This window comes from Flavobacterium johnsoniae (genome assembly GCF_030388325.1).
In the GTDB taxonomy this organism is placed as follows: domain Bacteria; phylum Bacteroidota; class Bacteroidia; order Flavobacteriales; family Flavobacteriaceae; genus Flavobacterium; species Flavobacterium johnsoniae_C.
On the sequence record NZ_CP103794.1, the window covers coordinates 3,706,646 to 3,727,204 of the forward strand.

The 20,559-nt window shown below is 30.6% G+C and carries 26 protein-coding genes; 15 read left to right on the forward strand and 11 right to left on the reverse strand.

Annotated features, from left to right (window positions below; all coding sequences use genetic code 11):
• Positions 1–80 precede the first annotated feature (80 nt).
• Together NYQ10_RS16185 and NYQ10_RS16190 are read right to left on the reverse strand one after the other, a co-directional pair.
• Positions 81–683, reverse strand: coding sequence for a 3'-5' exonuclease (locus tag NYQ10_RS16185; protein ID WP_289877271.1), 603 nt, complete (start codon positions 681–683; stop codon positions 81–83).
• 2 nt (positions 684–685) lie between these two features.
• Positions 686–2,599, reverse strand: coding sequence for a DUF294 nucleotidyltransferase-like domain-containing protein (locus tag NYQ10_RS16190; RefSeq protein ID WP_276173607.1), 1,914 nt, complete (start codon positions 2,597–2,599; stop codon positions 686–688).
• Positions 2,600–3,432: 833 nt separating this feature from the next.
• On the opposite strand from NYQ10_RS16190, the gene NYQ10_RS16195 reads away from it, so the two are divergent.
• The 3 genes from NYQ10_RS16195 (at position 3,433) to NYQ10_RS16205 (ending at position 5,210) form a co-directional block, all read left to right on the forward strand.
• Positions 3,433–3,753, forward strand: coding sequence for a hypothetical protein (locus NYQ10_RS16195; protein WP_289877272.1), 321 nt, complete (start codon positions 3,433–3,435; stop codon positions 3,751–3,753).
• Between the two features lie 89 nt (positions 3,754–3,842).
• On the forward strand, positions 3,843–5,036 hold the full coding sequence (locus tag NYQ10_RS16200) for a hypothetical protein (RefSeq protein ID WP_289877273.1): 1,194 nt from the start codon (positions 3,843–3,845) through the stop codon (positions 5,034–5,036).
• Between the two features lie 3 nt (positions 5,037–5,039).
• Positions 5,040–5,210 carry a hypothetical protein gene (locus NYQ10_RS16205; protein WP_289877274.1) on the forward strand — a complete coding sequence of 57 codons (171 nt, stop codon included), beginning with the start codon at positions 5,040–5,042 and terminating at the stop codon, positions 5,208–5,210.
• On the opposite strand, the gene NYQ10_RS16210 is transcribed toward NYQ10_RS16205, so the two are convergent.
• Positions 5,207–5,443: a hypothetical protein gene (locus NYQ10_RS16210; protein WP_289877275.1), complete on the reverse strand. Its 237-nt coding sequence runs from the start codon at positions 5,441–5,443 to the stop codon at positions 5,207–5,209. The two genes, NYQ10_RS16205 and NYQ10_RS16210, sit on opposite strands and share 4 nt — an antisense overlap.
• A gap of 132 nt (positions 5,444–5,575) precedes the next feature.
• Between NYQ10_RS16210 and NYQ10_RS16215 the strand changes: the two genes are divergently transcribed.
• The 8 genes from NYQ10_RS16215 to NYQ10_RS16250 all read left to right on the forward strand — a co-directional run bounded on the left by NYQ10_RS16215 (position 5,576) and on the right by NYQ10_RS16250 (position 9,968).
• A complete protein-coding gene (locus NYQ10_RS16215; protein WP_289877276.1) occupies positions 5,576–6,295 on the forward strand; it encodes a hypothetical protein in 720 nt (239 codons plus the stop codon).
• A gap of 3 nt (positions 6,296–6,298) precedes the next feature.
• Positions 6,299–6,805, forward strand: coding sequence for a hypothetical protein (locus NYQ10_RS16220; protein ID WP_289877277.1), 507 nt, complete (start codon positions 6,299–6,301; stop codon positions 6,803–6,805).
• A 114-nt stretch (positions 6,806–6,919) separates the two neighbouring features.
• The gene (locus NYQ10_RS16225) at positions 6,920–7,315 is read left to right on the forward strand and encodes a hypothetical protein (protein ID WP_276173601.1); all 396 of its coding nucleotides are present in this window, start codon (positions 6,920–6,922) and stop codon (positions 7,313–7,315) included.
• A 103-nt stretch (positions 7,316–7,418) separates the two neighbouring features.
• Positions 7,419–7,595 (forward strand): hypothetical protein, encoded by a 177-nt coding sequence (locus NYQ10_RS16230; RefSeq protein WP_276173600.1) that lies wholly within the window; start codon positions 7,419–7,421, stop codon positions 7,593–7,595.
• Entirely contained in the window at positions 7,588–8,133 is a 546-nt protein-coding gene (locus NYQ10_RS16235; protein WP_289877278.1) for a hypothetical protein, read from the forward strand. Before NYQ10_RS16230 ends, NYQ10_RS16235 begins: the two co-directional genes overlap by 8 nt.
• 157 nt (positions 8,134–8,290) lie before the next feature.
• Positions 8,291–8,812, forward strand: a complete 522-nt coding sequence (locus NYQ10_RS16240) for a hypothetical protein (protein WP_289877279.1) — start codon at positions 8,291–8,293, stop codon at positions 8,810–8,812.
• Between the two features lie 2 nt (positions 8,813–8,814).
• Complete coding sequence (locus NYQ10_RS16245; protein ID WP_289877280.1) at positions 8,815–9,744, forward strand: hypothetical protein; 930 nt, start codon at positions 8,815–8,817, stop codon at positions 9,742–9,744.
• Positions 9,744–9,968, forward strand: a complete 225-nt coding sequence (locus NYQ10_RS16250) for a hypothetical protein (protein ID WP_144212745.1) — start codon at positions 9,744–9,746, stop codon at positions 9,966–9,968. The genes NYQ10_RS16245 and NYQ10_RS16250 overlap by 1 nt, the downstream gene beginning before the upstream one ends.
• 19 nt (positions 9,969–9,987) lie before the next feature.
• Here the strand turns inward: NYQ10_RS16250 and NYQ10_RS16255 are convergent, their stop codons facing one another.
• Together NYQ10_RS16255 and NYQ10_RS16260 are read right to left on the reverse strand one after the other, a co-directional pair.
• Positions 9,988–10,215 (reverse strand): hypothetical protein, encoded by a 228-nt coding sequence (locus tag NYQ10_RS16255; protein ID WP_289877281.1) that lies wholly within the window; start codon positions 10,213–10,215, stop codon positions 9,988–9,990.
• A gap of 128 nt (positions 10,216–10,343) precedes the next feature.
• A complete protein-coding gene (locus NYQ10_RS16260; RefSeq protein ID WP_289877282.1) occupies positions 10,344–10,547 on the reverse strand; it encodes a hypothetical protein in 204 nt (67 codons plus the stop codon).
• Positions 10,548–10,779: 232 nt separating this feature from the next.
• Here NYQ10_RS16260 and NYQ10_RS16265 point away from each other — a divergent pair, with 232 nt between their 5' ends.
• Positions 10,780–11,325, forward strand: a complete 546-nt coding sequence (locus NYQ10_RS16265; protein ID WP_289877283.1) for a hypothetical protein — start codon at positions 10,780–10,782, stop codon at positions 11,323–11,325.
• Between the two features lie 189 nt (positions 11,326–11,514).
• Here NYQ10_RS16265 and NYQ10_RS16270 read toward each other — a convergent pair whose 3' ends face one another.
• Both NYQ10_RS16270 and NYQ10_RS16275 read right to left on the reverse strand, forming a co-directional pair.
• The gene (locus NYQ10_RS16270) at positions 11,515–11,898 is read right to left on the reverse strand and encodes a hypothetical protein (RefSeq protein WP_289877284.1); all 384 of its coding nucleotides are present in this window, start codon (positions 11,896–11,898) and stop codon (positions 11,515–11,517) included.
• Between the two features lie 91 nt (positions 11,899–11,989).
• Positions 11,990–12,406, reverse strand: coding sequence for a hypothetical protein (locus NYQ10_RS16275; protein WP_276173591.1), 417 nt, complete (start codon positions 12,404–12,406; stop codon positions 11,990–11,992).
• A gap of 147 nt (positions 12,407–12,553) precedes the next feature.
• Here NYQ10_RS16275 and NYQ10_RS16280 point away from each other — a divergent pair, with 147 nt between their 5' ends.
• Positions 12,554–13,783, forward strand: coding sequence for a multidrug effflux MFS transporter (locus NYQ10_RS16280; RefSeq protein ID WP_289877285.1), 1,230 nt, complete (start codon positions 12,554–12,556; stop codon positions 13,781–13,783).
• A gap of 87 nt (positions 13,784–13,870) precedes the next feature.
• Here the strand turns inward: NYQ10_RS16280 and NYQ10_RS16285 are convergent, their stop codons facing one another.
• From NYQ10_RS16285 to NYQ10_RS16300, 4 genes are all read right to left on the reverse strand, one after another.
• Entirely contained in the window at positions 13,871–15,136 is a 1,266-nt protein-coding gene (locus NYQ10_RS16285; RefSeq protein ID WP_289877286.1) for an NAD(P)/FAD-dependent oxidoreductase, read from the reverse strand.
• Between the two features lie 80 nt (positions 15,137–15,216).
• Entirely contained in the window at positions 15,217–16,551 is a 1,335-nt protein-coding gene (locus NYQ10_RS16290; protein ID WP_289877287.1) for a DEAD/DEAH box helicase, read from the reverse strand.
• A 176-nt stretch (positions 16,552–16,727) separates the two neighbouring features.
• Positions 16,728–18,266 carry a DEAD/DEAH box helicase gene (locus tag NYQ10_RS16295; RefSeq protein ID WP_289877288.1) on the reverse strand — a complete coding sequence of 513 codons (1,539 nt, stop codon included), beginning with the start codon at positions 18,264–18,266 and terminating at the stop codon, positions 16,728–16,730.
• Positions 18,267–18,375: 109 nt separating this feature from the next.
• Complete coding sequence (locus tag NYQ10_RS16300) at positions 18,376–18,909, reverse strand: DUF6155 family protein (protein ID WP_289877289.1); 534 nt, start codon at positions 18,907–18,909, stop codon at positions 18,376–18,378.
• 104 nt (positions 18,910–19,013) lie between these two features.
• Between NYQ10_RS16300 and NYQ10_RS16305 the strand changes: the two genes are divergently transcribed.
• Positions 19,014–19,307, forward strand: coding sequence for a DUF3817 domain-containing protein (locus NYQ10_RS16305; RefSeq protein WP_276173585.1), 294 nt, complete (start codon positions 19,014–19,016; stop codon positions 19,305–19,307).
• Positions 19,300–20,547 carry a mechanosensitive ion channel family protein gene (locus NYQ10_RS16310; RefSeq protein ID WP_289877290.1) on the forward strand — a complete coding sequence of 416 codons (1,248 nt, stop codon included), beginning with the start codon at positions 19,300–19,302 and terminating at the stop codon, positions 20,545–20,547. The genes NYQ10_RS16305 and NYQ10_RS16310 overlap by 8 nt, the downstream gene beginning before the upstream one ends.
• The last annotated feature ends 12 nt before the right edge of the window (positions 20,548–20,559 follow it).

Sequence of the window (20,559 nt, forward strand, 5' to 3'; positions counted from 1 at the left end):
ATTTCGCGTGCGATTTCTCGTTCCTCGAAATGACAAGATTGTGTGTAATTGTTTGTCAAAGTTTTAAACTTTGACAAAGATTATGTAGTTTTTATTCCCAATCGAGATTTTAATTTAAGAAATAATAGTCCGATTCTGTAAGCATCTTCAGAAGATGAATTTCGATCACTTTTTGGAATTTTATAAATTTCGCATAAATCGTCTAAAGAAAATTGTTTGTCATTTATATCTGTCAGCTTTCTATACATCATATCTACATCTAAAGCCTCATTTTTCAAACGGCCGCAATCCAAACGCTCTAAAGCTGCATTTAGCATTTCAACATCAAAATTAATATGATGTCCAACCAAAATGGAATTGCCAATAAAATTAACCAATGCTTCAAGTGCATCAGGTTCAGGCATTTTCATCATTTTACTTTCAATGATAAATTCGTTTGAAAGTCCGTTGTCTTGTAAATATTTATACTGCAACAAAACTGTTTCAAAATTTTCTTTGATAACAATGCTGTCATCTATTACAGAAAATGCTCCAAGAGACAAAATAACATCTTTATCTGGATTAAGCCCAGAAGTTTCTGTTGATAAAACAACAAACTTATTAGGTTTAGTCTCGAATTTAGTTAAATAGTCTTTCCAGAATTCTGGATAGTCTTTGTTAATGTTTTTTAACCAGTCTAGCATATTTATGAGAATTGTGTCAATTGAAATTTACTCTTAATTAGTTCCTCAAGGTCTTTCATTGGGGCTAAAGCATTTTTTAATTTCTCTTTGTCAGTTTTTGACATTTCTCTTAAATTAATATATTGGCCAGAGTCGTCATTTTTTAATCCTTCAACAGTTCTAAATTTAGAGAGTGTTAAGAATGCTTCTGCACAGCTTAAATATATTTCGGCATTTTTAGAATCTGTTATCGCTAACTGCTTGAATCTTAAATAAGTATTTTGAATTCCTTTTATATTTGCATTTAATATCAGTAAACGAGCTCCATCAATTAATGGCATTAAGGCGCGAGTTTTAATATCGAATTTATCTTTGTGCGGTCCTTCTTCTTCAACAATAAACTTCTTGAAAAAGCTTAAAGGAGAATTTCTTTTTAAAGCATCATTTCCTAAAAAGTCAAAGAATAATGTGTTGTTTACAGCATTCTTAAAAATAACATTTTCGATAGCTTCTTCAATTTTTCCTTCTCCAAAAACAATTTCGTAATCAAAGAAAATACTACTTAAATCGTTACTATTTTCACCTGGAGTATTCATCCAACTATTGTATTGTTTTGTCCAGTCACTCAGTGATTTACACCAAAGCATATTGCTTCCCATATGACCGTTTGGACAATATTCATAACCTACTTTTTCTAATATAGAAGTAGTACGTTTTGCCAATCTTAAGAAATAATCTTTTACTTCTCTATATTTTTCAGGAGTTACGTCCTCAAAAATTAGAATACTATCTTGATCTGTAAGTAAAAGTTGCTCTTTACGTCCTTGACTACCAATGCTTAACCATGCGAAACGTGCAGGAGGGGAGCCTAAATCTAAAATTGAAAGCTCAACTGCTCTTTTTATAATTGCTAAATTAATTTCACTTGCAATATTACTGACATGTGAAATTGGAATATTCTTTTGGATTGAATTTTGAATCAAATCTGACAAACGATCGCGAATCTGTTTTAGGTCTTTTGGAAGTTGCGAACGCTTAATTTCTTTAATTAATACACCTGGGTTACTTGCCTGAGCAACAATAAGATCGTGCTCAGAAATAATTCCTTTTACTACAGATTTACTAGTTCCGTCTTTTGTAACACATAAATGGGTAACATTGTGTTTTAGCATCAATAATTGTGCTTCGGCTAGAGATACATTTTCTATAACTGTAACTACTGGCGATGACATAATTTTGTCAATAGTTTCGGTAATAGGATAGCGTCCAGTTGCAATTTTTGAAGATAAATCGGCATTAGTAACAATTCCAATTGGGTGATTTTTTTCGCAAATTACGATATTGTCAACCATAGAATCTGTCATTAAAATGGCAACATCTTTAATGATAGAACTTGCTTCGGTTGTTAAAGGCGAATTATTGTAATTTAATGACTGAATATACTGCATTTCTGTCTGCTGATCTAAGAAATCAGTGTCAGAAATCAACTTACCATTAGAACTCATACTGTCTTTCGTATGACGCGAATTGACAGCAAAACTCTCCAAAAGAAAGTTCAACACATCAGAATTATTAGCTACAAAAGGTCTGAATACAGCAATCGGAATAGCATAAATTATACTTTCTTCACGTGCTTTTGCTGTCATCATATAATTATTTTTAGCAAAAAACGGGCGCAATCCAAAAATGTCGCCTTCGTGACATTTGTTTAAAATCGTTTCTTCGGCATCAGCAATCGTTGTTAGATTAATCACACCAGAAGCTACAACATAAAAACTATCATGAAGCGGATCATTATTTTGGAATAATACTGCATGTTTTTCTAAGTTAATGACACGAATATTCGTAGCAATATCTGATAATTCCTGAAAAGTTAAATTATCAAATGGTTTATATTCTTTTAAAAAATCTGCAATATGTTCAGCGACTGTATTCATATATGTGATAATTTATTTTTAAAGTATCGAATGTAAAAATACTAAAATAAAGTCTTACAATGAAAGTATCTTGAGTAGAATATAATTATTTTAAAGAAATGTTAAGAATTACTGATAATAAGGCGTTAAAAGGTTTTTTTTAGATTAAAAAACTCAAATCTATTATTTTTATTTGACTTACAATTAAAGATTTTGAAAATGCAATTAAAGCAAATTTATTTATTTTTTTCTGAAGTATGAGATTCTCGTGGATCGTATATTTAATAGTTATATGAAAAATCAAACATTCGATTTAAAAAAAAAAAACGGATTGCTGAGAATCGCATAAAATTAATTTTCTTTATAATATTTCGAAATATGAGATTCTAAAGAAATGTTTTTTTCTTTTTTTAATAACAAGAAAATTTACAATTAGTAATAGATACCAAAGAATTTGTATAAAGAGATAATGAAGTTAAATTTTCTATTTTACATAATATAAATTATAGTTCATTTGTGATATAACTAATTAACAATTACAAATGGCTTTAAAACGTTCCTCATTAGAGAATTATACGCTATTACTTGTTGAATTAAACAAGATGCGTCACACAAATTTTAGTGCAAAAACATTTTTGAAAAAAATGCGCCCATTTTGCAAAACCTCACATCTAAAACATAAAACATTATTTCTAAGAATTCGTGGTTCAAATATAGGAATTACCATTCAAGTTTGTACGGATTGTTTTATAGTTACTCAATCCTTTTGTGTACATGAGTTTACATTTTACTGTAATTCAATGAAAACATTGCTTTCAAAACTTCTTAAGCATAATCTTCTTATACCTTAATATATGTCTACAATTATACTTTTAATTCAAAAACGTGAAAATTTAATATTTGAACTTGCTAGTTTAAATTTTGATTTGAATGAATATTCTAAGCATCCAGTTGAAACTGTTGATTTAATTCAATTAAAATTTCAACACGATTTTCTAATTAGAGAAATTAAGCAACTTGCTCATAAAATAAATATTTTATTCAATTCTCAGGTAACTAATTATAAAACCAAATTTTTAGAATCTGAAAAGAAAATTTCAGAAGCGATCTCTAAAAAAGAATTTACTGTTAATGATTTACCAAGAAATCATTATTCGTTGTGGCAAAACACCTAAAAAAAACATTTTACCACTCCCCTTTCGATTTTTCAATTGTTGCCGTAGGGTATAACGGCAACTAACTCACTCAAACCTACTAAAAAACAATGATTTCATATAAAGAAAGGCATCAAGCCCAAACCAAATTTAGAAACAATAATTTAAAAACTACTCTTATAAATATTGACTACTTAATTATTAATCTCGAGGGTCAACCGTTTGGAGAATTTCCCGAAGATTCAAAATTCCGTTTAAAACCTTACGAATACGGAACTAAAATTTTTGAGATTAGAGCAGATTTATATTACGAAGATTTAAAAATTGGAATTTATACAGCAAGACCACGTTCGGCAATTATGAGCGAACAATTTGCACAACTGCAATTCGAGAACAATCTATTTTACACATTGTCTAACGATGCCTTAAGAGGTGTCATAAATGCTTTTTGCGATGAAACGAACTACTTTTTTAAGTCTGTTAATAGACTGGATATTTGCCTTGACAAGTCTGATATCAACAATTCTTACCGTAATTTATATAGTAATGTGGTTGGAGGTAACTACCTTATTTCAGGTCGTCCGAAAAATTTACAAAGCTATTTTGAAACGTATAAAGGAAAATCAATACTTAATGGTTTCCAAGTAGGAAAAAGAACATCGGACAAAATAATACGATGCTATAATAAAACGCTGTCTTTACAACTGACTGAAAAACCATATATAAATGATTATTACGCTAATAATGGTTTGAAAAATGACAATGTTTGGCGTTTTGAATATCAGTTAAATTCAGCGTTTTTTAGAGGTTTAAACGAATATTCGAAAGCAGATATAAATATCAGTCAGACAATGACTTGGGGTATTTTTGATAAAGCAAATCTTTATGAGTTATTGAAGATTGCAAATAAAGGTTTTTTTGAACTTCGTGAGAATACTGGAAAAAGTCAAATCAATAAAGAAAAACTTATTGTTCTGTTTGATTTTGATTTTTTACAATCTCAAATTACCAAATTCAATCCCATAATCAAACGTTTAAAAAAAGTTGTTCTTTCGTCAACAACAATTAAAAAACGTCTTGCGAAATCTCTATTTAGAGAATATTATTCAAACAATCAGGATATATCTTATATCGTTGCTCTAAATCTTTTACTTCAAGATTTGGACATGATTACAGAAAAGCCACTTATAAATTGGTTTAACAACAAATTACATTTCTATCTACACGAATTTAGAACAAAAGAAAAATTAGTAAACGATTTTGATTCTGAATTATTCCACGAACACCAACTTTTATTTTTATAAGCCATGAAAACAAGAAATCTAAGCCAAAAAGTCAATAAGGTTCAGCTTCAATTTATTTTGGAAGTTAGTTATAAAACAGCAAGGAAAGAGTATCAAATAATTATTGATAGCCTTGCTTTAAATAGAAAGTATCTAACGATAAAAGATTTAATTGATTACGGAATATTAACTTAAGAATGCGCTATAATAATTCTCTCAACATCTGTAATAAATAAAGAAGTTTTATGAATTTCCGATTTGATGTGTGCATCGTATCTTGTTAAAGAATAATTTTTTACTAGATTTTGTTTTAATTGGAAAATCTCATACTCAATTCCCTCTATTTCATTCTTTTCAGCAATTTTAAGTTCTGCTACTTTAATACGAAGTTCGGCTAAATCTAATTTAAGTTGTTTTATGTTTAGCATTTTGCATGTTTTAATAAGAATAAGTAGGTAAAATTAGTAAAAAATCGGTAATTATAGGTAAAAAACGGTAACGTGTTTTAATAGTTGCAATAATCTTTGTGAAAGAAATTAAACAAATAAAATTTATAACAAATGAAAATTGCAACTATTACAGGCGTTACAAAATCGCCAGAATTACAAGTAACAAAAGCAATCGGTGCTTTAATTCTTTCAAGTGATTTGGCTTTATCAGCCTTAACAACTGAAAAAATTAGTATTTACATTGAACGTGGAAACGGCTCGAATGTCATTCTAGCAAATAAGGTATTACTTAAAGATTTCATTTTAGCAAGTACCTACGGAACAGAAAACACTCAATCCGATGATAATAATGCTATGATAGCATTGTGTGAATTGGCAGATGAAGGTTCAATTTATCTTGCAGATAAAGAGAGTATTAAAATTACTCTTGAGGATTTACTTGCAGATAATCGTTACGATTTGCACGGTATTGAAGAACCACAACAAACAAACAATTTATTTTTCTTCGAACAAAAATCTGTTGCATCTGAGGAGTTCAACAAAAAAATTGATGTTCAGGGATTTGATTTGGCTGTCATGACTGTTGACGATTCAGTAAGCGATTTGTCTTACCAGTACTCAAATGGTCAGGTTGTAAAATATCTTCCATTTGAATTGCAAACTTTAAGCCGTGATATTGACCCAATCCAAGCAGTTCTTAGAGATGGAAAAGTAGTTCAAGGTTTAACGGATAGATTAACCTTGCCTTTAGTGGCTGTTGTTGGTATTGAAATCAATAAGTCGCAAGGCTCTATTATTAATTTCGTCGTAAGATGTTTAAAAACTGTGTAAAATATGGGATTCTTTAAAAAAATTGGACAATCCATTAAAAAAAACGTCTCGTTCAAAAACTTGGTAAAAGTTGCGACTACTGCCGTTGGTTTTGTGCCAGGTGTTGGCGGGATTGCTCAGCAAGTAATTGGAAAAGTGACTGACGCGGTAGAAGCTAAAAAGCTTGCAAAAGAAGCTGAAGCACAAGGAAAACAAGCCGAAGCAGATTACTGGAATGCTCAAACAAAAGCTTTAGAACAAAGTTCTGCAAATGCTGTTGGTGCTGTCGCAGGCGCAGGTGCTAATATTTTCGCAAAATCTGTTACTACTGGAATTAATGACGGTTTAAGTGCTGGATTTGTTGAGGGAAGCGGTCAGCTTGGTGCTACTGTAGTTAGCTCAACTATTAAGGTTTGGTTTCAAAGAAATTGGAAAATTGTTGTCGGTGCTGTTTGTGGACTTATTGCATTGATTTGGTTTTTAAGACGCGATCGCAATAATTCAGGAAAAAGAGTTGCGAGAAAAAGATAGCAAGCCCAAAAATTACTATCGAATCTATCTTATTGTATTTCTGATAGATTCGGCAGTAATCATAGTAAAAAAATTGGCTGAAATCATATTATTAATTAAACACATTATAAAGTAATGGCAAATTATAAAAAGAATTATAATTCTAATAATCAGAATTATAACAACAATAAACAGAAAGTAAAACATTCGGGTGCAAAGTCTACTACTTACACTCCTAATTCGGGACCAAATAAAGGTGTAGAACAGCATCTAACAACTGGATGGAGATTAGCGAAAGGAGAATTGATAGCTATTAAATGTGTTACGACAACAAAATCTAATCTTTCTGAAAAAGGTTGGTTTGGTTCAGTAGCGTGCACATTTACAAACACTAAAACTGGTGTTCAGTCATTTCATTGGGGAACAATGCAAAAGAACGGCGGTAAAGTTGTAATTGACAGCATGGCGTTTGTAATAAATCCACGTGCAAAAAACGGTGGTTATGCAGGTACATTTATTCGTTCGAACTAATGTTTAAGGTAATATTAAAGTTTCTCCCTCTTATACTTCATGAGGGAGTTGATTTACTCAAAGAGTATTTAGAAAAAAGAAAACAATTAAAACAAAATAAGTCATGAAAAATTTGAAAGGAATTGTTTCGATAATTGCAATTATCGTGAAATATGGTGCGGTTGTAACTGCTATTCTAAAAGGTATTCAGGTTGTATCTGATGAATTAGGTAAACTTGATTTTGGAAAAGACGAACCGCAAGAACCTGTTAAATCATTAACTACTGAGGAAAATGAGTAGTTTCTTAGGAAGAAAGGATTTAACTCGAGGGATTCGAAATAATAATCCGGGTAACTTGGTTTTGACAAACATTGCTTGGCAAGGAAAAATCCCAAATAGTCAAAATACTGATAAACATTTTGAACAGTTTACAGAAGTAAAATACGGTATTCGTGCAATGCTCAGAGATTTAACGAATGACATTGACAAGGGGAAAAATACAGTAAGGAAGCTTATAACTGAATATGCACCGCCATTTGAAAATGATACGCAAAAGTATATTGAGGTTGTTTCAAAAGCTGTCGGTTTAGCCCCTGACCAAACTATTAAAATCGTAGATGCAAGGTTTTATTTAGTCATTGCAAGAGCAATTATTAAACATGAATGTGCCCCTGACCATAATTTAATATATGATTCAGATATTCAGGATGCTATTGATATTATGGGAGATTATAATCTTTCAGGTGTGACGGTGACGGCTAAAAAAAAAATCAGATTCAATTATTTGATAATTCCCGTGCTACTTTTTTTTTATACTGTTTACAGCGTTACAGTCTAAACAAACGCCGAAAACGATAAAAATTATTAATTCAAAATTTAAACAAGATGTTAGATAAAATCAAACTTTTTTACGCAAACAATAAAACTATTGCAAATGTTGTATTAGTTGCTTTAGCAGGACTTTTAGCTTATAAATTATTTAAGAAAAAATAATTATGGCTCAAAGAGAGATAGTTAATAGAACAAAGAGCCAAGCCAATACTGTTTGGCTCTTTGACTTTCTGCAAAAATACTGGCTTTTAGTTGTCGGTATCATTGTGTGTTATCCATTACTGAAAAAATGGTATTCTAAATTCACGCAAGATGCTGAGGAGAAAGCTTTGGAAGATGCAGAAAAAGATTTAAAAATTGCGGTTTCTAATCCAATGACAAAAGAAATTGAATTGAATAAAATTACACCACGTAAAGAAGTTCATGACATAGCAGAATCTTTAGCGGTTTGGTTAGGAACAAATAAGCAAACAAAAGACGCTCCTTGGTACACTTGGATAACTGAACCTTGGTCTAATTTCGAAAACGAAAAAGAAACCATTAACGAGTTATTGAAAGTCAAGCAAGCTAGTACTGTATCATTAGTAATTGGCTGTTATTATGTTATTACAAGACGTGATTTAAAAGCTGATTTAAAGAAATATTTATCAAACTCGGACTTAAAAAAAGTTCCACTATTTAGTTAATTATGAATACAAGACATTATGTTCAATATATAGATGAAAGTTATGCTTTAAAAGTAAAAGAATTAACTTATTTCCCTTATTATGATGATTGGGATAATGACGTACATTTGGGCGCTAATTATTTGTTAGAGGGAATAGATGTTCAATTTTTTATTGTTGGTGTTTTTATAAATAATAAAAGAGAAGATCGTGTCGAGTTTATTGGTATTGATAATTTATTTATGACATCAGTAATTAATGATTTAGAGATGTCGGATTTAAATACGATTCCGTTAAATCACTTTTTTGAAGCTAACAAAAAGGTAAGATTTGAAACTACTAACGTTGGTGTTCCTGTAACATCTGTAAATGTTAATTCGATTCCTCGTCACGATGTAGATGTTAAAACTATGGTGCGTCATCAAGTTGATGTTATGACAATGCCAAGTCCGATTGCAAAACCTGATTTAATAATTTATGACCGTCCTAAACTAGTATTAAAGTCTTTTATTGGAGGTTCTTTAAGTTCAAGGTATGATTCTGCTTCTATACTTGCAAAAGTTACTATCAAGATTTTTTTAGATGGTTCTTACGATATACTTGATAATACGGTTATTTCAAATTTGATTCCTTATAACTACACCACTTTGAATACTGCGACGAGGATTGATGCAGGAAAATCATTTCCTTTTTTCAATTTTTTTATTAAACCAGTAAACTTGTCTGCTGGTGCTTATGGTAGCACGAATTATACGCAATTAGAAATTTTCTTTAATTTAAAAACCAAAGAATTCGCAGTTGCGCATAAAAAATATACAGCTAATATTCCGAGTGTTGAAGTTGAACTTTTTTATAATAACATCATCCAATTTTACACTGGAGATAATGATAGTGTTACTATTAAAAGTCCTGATGAATTGGTAGAATTAAAAGTGTCAAATAAATACATTTAATGGCTAATACTACTCCAACGCCTTACAGCTGTACAATCTTTAATAAAGATAAATCTATAAGACCAATAAAAATTGAGTTTTGTAAATCAATCTTTTACCTGCATAATTGGTGTAAAAATGTTGGATTTGATTATCATTACATTAATATTTACAATCGAAAAACTGGTAATTATATTAGTAGACAATATTTCAATGATTATATAATAGATAAGCCTTTGTATTAATTTACAAAGGCTTTTTTTTTTACTTTACATTATTGTTTGTATCTTGAATTTTTTTGAAATCAACATAATCGTCCTCCTCATCAATAATTTCAAGAATTTTATCTATACTTTCTTTAATTGTAAATTCATTTCCACTTCTTAAACCAATAACAGATCCTCCAACAACTGGAAAAAAACTTTCAATACTATCTCTTTCAACAAACAATTGGTTACCACTAGTTTCTAATGTAAAAATTATTAATCCCATTTTTTTATGTTTAAGTTAAGTAACGAATTTATGAAAATTATTAATTCTTTTTAAGGTATAATTATTTATTCTTTTATAGCAATTGACAAAGTGAAATTAAGATTTTTAGATTATAATAAAGACTTTATTTAGTTTTTAGCATCAAAAATTTTTTTTTCTAATTCTTCTAAACTTTCAGTTAAATATAGCTTTTCATTCTTATTTTCCTGTTTAATTAACTTTAAATAAGTTTGACTTGTCTCGTTACAAATGCCTGTTTCTTCTATGAATTTCACTTCGATTAATGCTTCTGAACCCTTTTTTAGATTCACTTTTATTGTCGTTTTACTCATGGTTTTTGTTTTTATTTTTGTAAAGTTATAATTATTTATTCTTATATATCATTGACAAATTAAAGTTTAACTTCTTTGTATACAATATATTATATATGTTTTTTTAAACTATTTGTATCAAAATTATTGCTTTAATTCAATTTAAAACTGAATTACTATTTTTATAATATATTTGTGGAATGGCATTATATTTGAATATTTTTAATAATTATTAACTCACAAACAGTATCACATGAAAAAAACTACTTTATTAAAAATATTGATTGGATTAGTAGCAGTTCTTATAATTCTTGTTTCAGCATCTTTTATGAATTCTCAATCGCGTGCTCGTTCTGAATTTGAAAAAGATATGGAATCTGCAAAATATGTTGATTCAGTTGCTAGTTCTTTAGAAGATTTAACTATTAAAAATAGAGAGATAAGAAATAATTGGAATACTTATTTTAAGGTTAGTAACAATAAATTTAGTTACTATGAAATTGGAGGTATTGAAAATTTACAAATTTCATTTACAAATGATTCTGATTATGTAGTTGATAATGCTTATGTAGATGTTTGTTACGTTATTGATAATGGAAGTTGTTATAAGACTGAGAGTTTGCTTTTTAAACACGTAGCGCCTCATTCTATTGTAACGCAAGATGCTCCTAATTCTTCAAGAGGTACAAAAATTCGTTTAGAGTTTTCTCAAATATATTCAGATAAGTTAAACTTCCTGTACGGTCAAAATATTGTTGGAACTAAGTCGTCTACTGATCCTTATTTTTCCAAGGATTAAATACTTAAATATCTAATAAATAAGCCCCAATAAAACGGGGTTTTTTTATGTCCATATTTTTTTTATATCTTTAGATTTCTACAAAATAGAGGTAAAAATTGATGTTGATAAAGTTGTTAACATCTTCTTGGACATACTGCAAATCATACTATAAATTATGATTCAAATTGAAATAGCTCCAAAAAGAAACTATTCATATAATTTACGTAAAATGATTTCTTTAGGAACTAAATCTGCACCGCCACGTTTTAAAAACTGTAACGCTCCATCGTTTGCCATTAAAACAGCGCTCGAAGAAATTCCGTCTTTATCTTTAAGTTTAATTTGCGCTTTATCGCCAAGCGGATAAACATATCCGGAAACTTCTAAAATTCCAGAATTTAATTCTTTATGATCACTTGTAATTTCTGCCGTTCCAAAAATCGCAGAATTTGATTGCGCTATGGTAATTGTAAAAATATATTCTTTCTTGCAATCTTTACATTTTTCATTTCCCCAGGTTCCTGAGAATCGATTCTGTGAAAAAGATTTTCCAGAAATTATAAATATGAGCAAAATAATGAAGTTTTTCATTGTCGAAGTTGAATTAAAATTAAAATTGGAATCAAATATAAACTAAAAAAGCACCATAAAATTATGATGCTTTTCTGAAATTAAATAAAACTTATAATTTTTTCAAATAAACTGATTTTCCGTTTATAGAAACATCAATTTGGTTTGTTTTTTCGTTAAAAGTCGTTCTTAATGCATTTCCATTAAAAATGGTAACGTCGCCGTATACGTGACCTGCTTCAGTTGAAGTATAATCAAATTTAACTTTTTTGTTATCAGGTTCGATACCTAATTTATAACTTGAAAATTTTGTTCCTCTTAAATCAAAGTCCTGCTGTGTATCGATAATATTTCCATCTGCGTAAAAATTTGTGACAGATTTACTAAGTGTAATATCGGGATAATACTGATTTACTTTTTTTAAGAGTTCATATTGTGCTGAGCTTGCATCTTCTTGTTTAGATGTAATAGTTTGAGCAAATGAAATTGATGTAAATAGAACTGCGACTAGTAAAAGGTACTTTTTCATAATTGTTTTCTAATTTAAAGATTAGTAAATAGTTACGCCAAAAAATCTGGCATAAACTTTAATTTATTGTTATAAACTTCGAGAAGTTATATAACAAGGTATGAAATCTTTACCTTTGCAAAAAATTAAAAGCCGTTTTTTAAGAAAATGACAACAAAAAAATATATTAAGCTTATACTTATTTTAGGTTCTCTAACCGCCCTTGGTCCTTTTTCAATTGACATGTATCTGCCTGGTTTCTCTGGAATTGCAAAAGATTTAAATACAACTGTCTCAAAAGTTTCGATGAGTTTGTCGAGTTATTTTATCGGAATTTCTGCTGGACAATTGCTTTACGGACCTTTATTAGATCGTTTTGGACGTAAAAAACCTTTATTTATTGGTTTGCTTGTTTATATTTTAGCTTCTTTAGGTTGTATTTATGTTGCTGATATTGATGCTTTTATATTCCTTCGTTTTATTCAGGCAGTTGGAAGTTGTGCCGCGACTGTGGCTTCTGTGGCAATGGTTCGAGATTTATTTCCTGTAAAAGATATACCAAAAGTATTTTCGCTTTTAATGCTTGTAGTTGGGCTTTCGCCAATGCTGGCACCAACAATTGGCGGTTATGTTACTGAAGATTTAGGCTGGCATGCGGTATTTTTTATCTTAATGTGTATGGGAATTGTTATTCTGGTCGCTTCACAAATCGGGCTTCCAAATACTTATAAGCCAGATACTTCAATTTCTTTAAAACCAAAACCAATTATTTCAAATTTTTTACTCGTTTTAAAAGAATCTCAATTTTATACCTACGCTTTTACGGGAGCAATAGCATTCTCAGGATTGTTTTCTTACGTAGCAGCTTCTCCTCTAATTTTTATGGATATTTATAAAGTTGATGCTAAAACTTATGGTTGGATTTTCGCTTTGATGTCGGTAAGCTTTATTGGTTCAAGTCAATTGAATTCTATATTGTTAAAGAGATTTTCAAGTGAACAGATGATTTTTGGAGCTTTGATTTCGCAATCTGTTATTAGTATAATCTTTTTGATTTTAGCTTTGAATGATCTTTTAGGATTGTATGAAACTATCGGAATGTTATTTTTATTCTTAGCTTGTTTAGGAATTTCAAACCCAAATACAGCTGGATTGACGCTTGCTCCTTTCGCTAAAAATACTGGAAGTGCATCTGCGTTAATGGGCGCTATCCAATTAGGTTTGGGAGCTTTAGCATCATTTGCAATCGGTGTTTTTGTAAAAGATTCTGTAGCGCCAATGGTCGCTGTAATGACCACAACAACAATTACAGCTTTTATTATTTTAAATATCGGAAAACGTTTTATAAAAAATAAAGTAACGATTTCTGATAGTGATGATGTTATGATTGCGCACTAAATATGAAAAACTAAATATTTATCATAATAAATAAAAAGCCGAAATCATTGATTTCGGCTTTTCTTTTTATAAAGTATTTTTGAATTTTTAATTCTGAAGTTTTTTATCTGGTCTAATAATCATTCTAAGAGATTGATCTTTTGCAAAATAAGCAACCATCCAGTTCCAAAAAGTGTTTAATCTATTTCTATATGTTATTAAAGAAATTAAGTGAATAAACAACCAAATAATCCAAGCAAAGAAACCTTTAAAGTGCCATTTTGGACTTGGTAAATCTACAACAGCTTTTGCTTTTCCTATAATTGCCATAGAGCCTTTATCGTTGTAAGCAAATGGTTTGAGAGGTTTATTGCCAACCATTGCTTTAAAGTTTTTCGCCAGATTTAATCCTTGTTGAATTGCAACCTGCGCAACTTGCGGATGTCCGTCAGGAAAATTTTTGTCACCAGCTGTAATTGCAGTATCGCCAATTGCATAAATATTGTCTACACCATTAACTTTATTGAATTCATCTGTTGCCATACGTCTTCCGCGCCCGTAGCTTTCTTTCGGAATTCCTTCAAAAATTTTAGCAGAAACTCCTGCGGCCCATATTAAGTTTTTAGTTTTGATGGTTTCTCCGTTTTCAAATACTACAGTATCATCAACGTAATCAACAACTTTAGTATTCAATTTTACTACAACTCCCAATTTTGTTAGAGCCTCTAAAGTATCTTTTTGAGATTCTTTGCTCATTGGTGCTAATAAAGCATCACCACCATCAACTAAATAAACGTTACTTGCAGAAGTGTCTAATTCTGGGTATTCTTTTAAAAGGATATTTTTACGCATTTCGGCAAACATACCAGAAACCTCCACTCCTGTCGGCCCTCCTCCTGCCACAACAATCGTAAGTAATTTACGTCTTTTGCGCATGTCTTTGCATATTGCAGCTTTTTCGAGGTTTTTAAGCAGTGTATTACGCATTACGATGGCATCATTTAAGGTTTTCATCGGAATTGCGTTTTTCATTACGTTTTCCATACCAAAATAACTCGTTTCTGCTCCAGTTGCAAAAACAAGATAATCGTACTCTAAATCTCCGTTGCTTAAAGTTATTTTCTTTTCGGCAGGAGAAACAGAAATTAATTCTCCTAAACGAAAGCTAAGATTCTTTTTACCAGCAAAAAATTTTCTGAAAGGATAACTAATGCTCGAAGGTTCTAAAAATGCCGTAGCAACTTGATATATAAGTGGTGGGAAAAAGTTATAATTATTTTTGTCTACAAGTGTTACTTGTATTTGAGGCTGATTTACGAGCTCTTTTGCTAGATTAATTCCCGCAAATCCACCTCCAATAATGACTATTTTCATATATGTTGTAATTAATAGGATTATAGAATAATTCCTTATAAAAGTACAACTTTAATATACAATGACAAAAGTCATATTATTTACTTTTTGAATTTTTTAACTGTTTTTTCAACTATATCGATTTTGTTCTGTAGGACATAACTTGCCATTAATTTCTCGATTAGTTCTTCTTTAGTTAAATGATGAAAAACCGTTTTTACTTTCGTTTTCAATTCAGCCGAAAGATCATGATTGGGTTTTGTTTTGAAGATTTGTTTCGCCCATAAAAGCATATTATTTTCTTCGAGACTTGCTGCAGTTGGTTTTTTAAACTCAGAAAATTTGATTCCCAATTCTCTTTCAAAATCGGCAATTTCAAAAACCTCTTCTTGTTGTAAAACAGTCAAAGAAAGTCCCTTTGCTCCTGCCCTTGCCGTTCTTCCGCTTCGGTGAACATAGTTTTCATAAGTATCAGGCAAGTGATAATTGATTACGTATGAAATCTCTTTTACGTCAATTCCTCTAGCAGCCAAATCGGTTGCTACTAAAATATTGATATGTCCTTCGCGAAATTGTTCCATTATTCTATCACGAATTCCTTGCGTTAAACTTCCGTGAAGCGCTCCAGAAGAAAATTTATTAATAGCCAGATTTTTAGCCAATTTATTTACCGCAGCTTTAGTTTTACAGAAAATAATTCCTCTTTCACCATCTCTCGAATTTAAGAAATGCATTAAAACTTCTAATTTTTCGATTGGATCAACAACGATATATTCGTGATCAATTCCTTCGTTTCCAACCGTTTCCATGTTAGCACTTATTTGAACTACATTTTTATTCAAATAATTCTGCACCAATTGTTTTATAGCGCCCGGAAGTGTTGCAGAAAATAATAAGGTACGACGTTTCTTAGGAAGCTCTGCAACAATTTCGTCTAAACCTTCTTTTAGAATAGCAATCATTTCGTCTGCTTCATCTAAAACTAAATATTCGGTAGTTTTTAAGTCGATTGCTTTTCTCTGAATTAAATCGATCAAACGTCCTGGAGTTGCTACAACAATCTGAGCACCTTCTTTCAATCTTTCGATTTGCGGTTTTATTGGAGTTCCTCCACAAATTGAAGCAATTGATATACTAGGGATATATTTTGCAAAACTCTCTAAATTTCTAACAATCTGCTGTCCTAATTCTCTTGTAGGCACAAGAATAACAGCTTGAACTGCAGTAGATTCAGGTTTGATTAGTTGTAGTAATGGTAAACCAAAAGCTGCTGTTTTACCAGTTCCCGTTTTTGCTAAACCTACAATATCATGAGTTTCAGATGATAAAAGCGGAATTGTTTTTTGTTGAATTTCAGTTGGTTCAACGATGTTTAATTCGCCTAAAGCTTTTAGAATTGGCGCTGAAAGTCCTAATGTTGAAAATTGTTTAGACATTTTTTTAGTTTTTTTTGTTTAAAGTTTCATGTTTCAAGTTACATAGAAACTCAATAAGTTGAAAGGAGAAATTACATTTCTTTTGAAATGCTATTTCTCCTTTTGTATTATAAATAATGTTTTAGATTCCAATAACTTGAAACATGAAACCTGAAACAATTAAAACTTAATTATTATCAATCTGGTTCGTTCATGATTTTCTCACGATATTTTTTACCGATTAATAACGTCAATCTTTGTTTGTAATCGTCAACCAGCCATTCGCGATAGTTTTTACTGCATTGGCTTAGACATTTCGAATATCGTTTGATACGGTCTTCAATATCATCATCCAACTCTTTAGCCAACATTTTTGCCTCTTGAAGTGTTTCGGTATTATCTACACACATGGCAGAATGCTGTTCTAAAGATTTGTCAAGAACTACTTTAGAACGAAGGTTTTGTTTTATAATTAATTTATGTTCTTCATCAACATCAAAACTAACATCGGCAGTTTTACTGAATTTTGCTCTTAATTCTGCAGGCATGCTGTATTTGAAAAACATTTCTATTTCATGGTCGTCACGAAGATTTTCCAAATAAAACTCCGGAGATTTAAAAATATGTTGCCAGTTTACAGGATCGCTCCATAAGCCAAAACGAGCGGCATTGTTTCCTAAATCAATAACTGTAAATTCATCTTTTCCAGGTAATTTACGAGAACCACGACCAATCATTTGAAAATATAAGGTCAACGATTTTGTTGCTCTGTTCAAAATGATAGTTTCTACCGTTGGTTCGTCAAAACCAGTTGTCAAAATTCCAACAGATGTCAAAATAGCATCTGGAGTCTTTTTAAACCATTGCAAAATATCCTTACGTTCTTCTGAACTACTTGTGTTATCTAAGTGTCTAATATCGTAACCTGCTTCTCTAAAAGTTTCATAAACATATAAAGAAGTATGAATACCATTATTGAAAATCAATGTTTTTTTACCCAAAGATCTTTCTGTATAAGCGTGCAAAAGCTTTTCTTGCATCAACGTATTAGTATACAAATCATCTGATGATTTTACGGTATAATCACCGTTAATACCCACTTTTAAAGAAGTCAAACCAACATCATAACTATATGTTGTAGCTCTTGCCAAAAATCCTTTGTCAATTAAAGAACCAATAGTGTCTCCAACAATAAGTTCGTTATAGCTTTGGTGCATTGGCAATTTAATGTTCGAACTCAATGGCGTTGCAGTAACTCCAAGAATAAAAGCATTTTTGAAAGAGTTTAATAACTTTCTGAAAGAATTATAATGCGCCTCATCAATAATCACCAAACCGATATTATCCAAATGAAGTTTTTCATCATTAATACGGTTTTTTAAAGTCTCCACCATTGCCACAAAACAAGAAAAATCATTCTGATCTGGCAGTTCTTTAACTTTACTGTTGATTATTTTATTGGTCACACCAAAACCAGTTAACATTTTTGACGTTTGTTTACAAAGTTCGATACGGTGCGTTAAGACCACAACTTTTTTGTCGTTATTAGATAGATAACGACGAACGATTTCAGAAAATATTACTGTTTTTCCTCCGCCGGTCGGAAGTTGATACAGTAAATGATGTTTTGGAGGAGCATTGTCTAAACGGTCAAAAATAGCGTCAATATCGCCTTTTTGGTATGCATAAAGTTCTTTCTTCTCTTCTCTTTGTATTTCTAAAGTGTTTTGAGACATTGTTTATTTTTGGATTTTTGCAAAAATACACCGAAAAAACAGTTATTCATCTTATTTTAACCTAAAATAAATGTTTTTTTAAAAGAAAGATTTTTTATGGGAAATGGTTTTAGTAGTCGATTTTGTCTAAAATTGCCTCAAAATCGTACTTATTTTTCCATTTTTGCTGAGAAGTTTCTTCAAAAATGCCATTAATTCTTAATTTAAAATCATTAAAAATTCCATTTGAGATGATAAAATTAACAGCTTGTTCGAAAGAATTATAGATGCTTTTGTAAAACAATTCTTTCTTGATGAAATTTTGAGAAGAAAACGTTTGCGCAATTTCAATATTATAAAGCATAATATCTGCCACGACATAAGAATCTACACCAAGCGTCATAAAATGTTTGATTAATTTTTGAGCAACCGATCTTCGCATTTTGGCTTTAGGACGCCATTTTGCTCCAGGTTTTTTTATCGGAAAATATTCGTGAGAAATTTTGACTTTAGCTTCTTGCAATAATTTATCTTCTTTCGGATTAAAAACAAAGTCATAATAGGTCTTTACTGGAGCAAATTTCTCATACAATTCAATCAATTGTTCTTCTAATTGTTCCTTTGTCAATTCGCCTAAATATTTTTTTAAATCTCTTTTACTCATTATCAAAACTTAAGATTACAAAAGTAAATTACTTTCCTGATAAATATCCGAAAAACCAACGATAATCCTTAATTTTGCCTCTATAAAACTTAAAAAATATATACATGCTCAAGATTTTCAAAGTTACTGCCATTTTAGAAGGAATCTCCTATTTAGTATTATTTGCTAATATGTTGATTATCAAAAACAACAATCCTGAACTTTACCATACTTTATTACGTCCGCTTGGAATGACACACGGTGTGTTGTTTATCGGATATATTATTTTAGCTTTTTTATTGAAAAAATCAATGAATTGGGATTTCAAAACTTTTGCAATTATTCTAGTAGCTTCTCTTATTCCGTTTGGAACTTTTTATATCGAGAAAAAATATTTAGAAACTAAAGCAAATGCTTAAGCTTTTGGAGAAAATATTTAACTTTTTATATCCCATTTTTAGAGATTGGGGAATGAGTCGCAACGTGGCGTCTTATACCAGTTTAATCTTTAATATCGCTATTTTAATAGCATTAGCTTACATTATTTATTATGTTGCCAAATTTATTTTGGTGACTTTGACTGCTGTTTTTGCACAGCGCACCAAAACAAAATTTGACGATTATTTAATTCAAAACAAAACAACTAGATACACAGCGTATTTAATTCCGTTTTTCTTTATTTATAAAGCCGTTCCTGTAATTTTAGATAAATACGAATATTGGGAATCAATTTTCGGAAAAATTGTCGGCATTTACATTGTATTGCTTGGATTATGGATTGTTAGAACCGTTTTTAATTCGTTACGCGATTATTTAAAACAAAAACCAGAATACAGCGACAAACCAATCGATAGCTTCGTTCAGGTTATTATGATCGTGCTTTGGATTTTTGGAGTTGCAATGATTATATCTACTCTGTTCGGAATCAAAAAAGGCGAATTATTAACTATTTTAGGAACACTTTCTGCAATTATTATTTTGATTTTCAGAGATACGATTCTAGGGTTTGTTTCGAGTGTTCAGGTTGCCATAAACGATATGGTTCGAATTGGCGACTGGATTACAATGGACAAATTTGGAGCCGATGGAGATGTAATCGAAATCAATTTAACGACTGTAAAAGTTCGAAATTTTGATAATACGATTACCACAATTCCAACTTATGCTTTAAGTTCTGATTCGTTTCAGAACTGGCGCGGAATGCAAAAATCAGACGGAAGACGTATCAAAAGGCATGTTTTAATAAAAAGCAGTACAATTCGTTTTCTAAATGACGAAGATTTGCATCAATTAAGAAAAGTTCAGTTAATTACTTCTTATATTGACAGCAGACAAGCTGAAATCGAGAAATACAATGATCTAAGAGGAATTGATAAAACGCTTTCGCTAAATGGTCGAAATATGACAAACTTAGGTTTGTTTAGAAAATATATAATGCAATATTTAACAGATCATCCTGGATTGAACAAAAATATGCATATTATGTGCAGACAATTGCAATCTACAGCGCACGGAGTTCCGTTAGAAATTTATGTTTTTTCGAGTGACAAACGTTGGGCAAATTACGAATATATCATGGCTGATATTTTCGATCACGTCATGGCTTCAGTAAGATATTTCGATTTGGAAATCTTTGAATTGCCTTCAACATTGAATTAGTTTTTATGTTTC